We start from the raw sequence: 1,928 nt of genomic DNA, 5'->3' as shown, positions 1-1,928 counted from the left end.
GCTGCCCGCCCACCCCTGGCAGCTCGACCTGCTCGCCGCCGACCTCGCCGGGCCGCTCGCCGACGGGCGGCTGGTGGATCTGGGGCACGACCGCCTGCCCGCGGTGCCGACCTCTTCGGTGCGTACCGTCCACGAGCCGGTCACCGGCATGTGCCTGAAGTTCAGCCTCGACGTGCGGATCACCAACTGCGTCCGCAAGAACGCCTGGTACGAGCTGGAGGGCGCGGTGGCCCTCAGCGAACGCCTGGAGCCGGTGTTCGCCGACCTGGCCGAGCGCTTCCCCGGCACCCGCTGGCTGCCCGAGCCGGGCTTTCGCAGCGCCGCGCTCGGCACCCGCCTGCTCGAAGGGCTCGGCGTGATCCTGCGGGTCTCGCCGCCGTCCACGTCGCTGCTGGCCGCAACCCTGGCGACCGGCGGGCCGCTCCCCCAGGCCGTACGCGAACGGCAGGCCGCCGACCCGGTCCGCTGGTGGGCCGCGTACGTCCGGCGGGTGGCCCTCCCGGTGCTGGACGCCTACTTCACCCACGGCGTCGTGCTTGAGGCCCACCTCCAGAACGTCCTGATCGGCACCGACGCCTGCGGCATGCCCGCCGAGGCCGTCTTCCGCGACCTGGAGGGCGCCAAGCTCACCACCGGCAGGCACGACCTCACCGGCCTGCCCGACACCGTGGCCGCCGCGCTGTCCTACTCCGCCGACCAGGGCTGGAACCGCGTGGCCTACTGCCTGCTGGTCAACCACCTCCCGGAGATCGCCGCCACCCTCGCGGCGCGCGGCGACGGCGAGCGGCTGCTGGCCGAACTGTGGGGCGTGGCCTACGACGAATTGTCGGCCTATGCCGCTTCCCGGCGGTGGCCTGCGCGGATGCGCGACCTGCTGGCCGGGGCGCCGCTGCCGGCCAAGGCCAACCTTTCGGTACGGTGGGCCCGCTCGGCCGACCGGGCCGCCGGATACGTGCCCGTCGCCAACCCGCTGGCGGGCCGGGACGGCGCGGGTATCAGGAAGGAGCCGGGGAAATGATCGAGCTGCCGGCCGCGGTGCGCGACATCGCCGAACGGCTGCCGCACGACCGGCCCGCCTACGTCTACGACCTGGCGGGGCTCGCCGCCCACGCCGCCGCCGCGCGCGAGGCGATGGCCGGCGTCGAGCTGTACTACGCGGTCAAGGCCAACCCCGACGCCGAGATCCTGCGGGTGCTCACCCCGTTCGTGGACGGGTTCGAGGTCTCCTCCGGCGGTGAGCTGGCCCATGTGCGCGCGGTCGCGCCGGGCGTGCCGGTGGCGTTCGGCGGCCCCGGCAAGACCGTGGCGGAGCTGTCGGAGGCGGCGGGGGTGGCCCGGCTGCACGTGGAGAGCCTGGTCGAGCTGCGCCGGCTGGTGGCCCTCGGCGACGGGCCGGTGGACATCCTGCTGCGGCTCAACCTGGACGTGCCGGTGGCGGGCGCGGCGCTGACGATGGGCGGCGGCGCAACGCCGTTCGGGATGGACGACGACGGCCTGCGCGAGTGCCTGCAACTGATCGAGGGCGAGCCGTGCGTACGGCTGTGCGGGGTGCAGGCCCACCTGGCCAGCGGGCTCGGCGCACCCGAACTCCTCGGCCTGGCCCGCGCCGTCCTCGACCGCGCCCGCGACCTCGGCTTCCCCGAGATCAACCTGGGCGGCGGCATGGCCGTCTCCTACACCGACCCCGCCGCCCGCTTCGACTGGGCCGCCTACGGCGCCGGGCTGCGCGAGCTGCGCCGCGAGGGCGAGACCCTGCGCATCGAGCCGGGACGGGCCATGACCGCCTACTGCGGCTGGTACCTGACCCGCGTGCTCGACGTGAAGCGCGTCCACGGCCGGCGCTTCGCCGTCGTCACCGGCGGCACCCACCACCTGCGCACGCCGGTCACCAAGGGCCACGACCAGCCCTTCGTCACCCTCCCCGGCGA

The 1,928-nt window shown here is 75.0% G+C and carries 2 protein-coding genes; both read left to right on the top strand.

The annotated features are described in order from the left end of the window. Nucleotides 1-1,018: IucA/IucC family C-terminal-domain containing protein (locus C1I98_RS38425; RefSeq protein ID WP_306461953.1), on the top strand; the 1,018-nt coding region annotated here is incomplete at its 5' end. Next, nucleotides 1,015-1,928 (top strand): type III PLP-dependent enzyme domain-containing protein (locus C1I98_RS38420; RefSeq protein ID WP_111172129.1); only part of this gene is annotated, 914 nt, incomplete at its 3' end. The genes C1I98_RS38425 and C1I98_RS38420, both read left to right, overlap by 4 nt.

The sequence above is a fragment of the Spongiactinospora gelatinilytica genome (assembly GCF_003236385.1).
GTDB classification, from domain to species: Bacteria; Actinomycetota; Actinomycetes; order Streptosporangiales; family Streptosporangiaceae; genus Spongiactinospora; species Spongiactinospora gelatinilytica.
The sequence above is the reverse complement of the archived record's forward strand: the minus strand, read 5'-3'. Positions and strand labels throughout refer to the sequence as shown.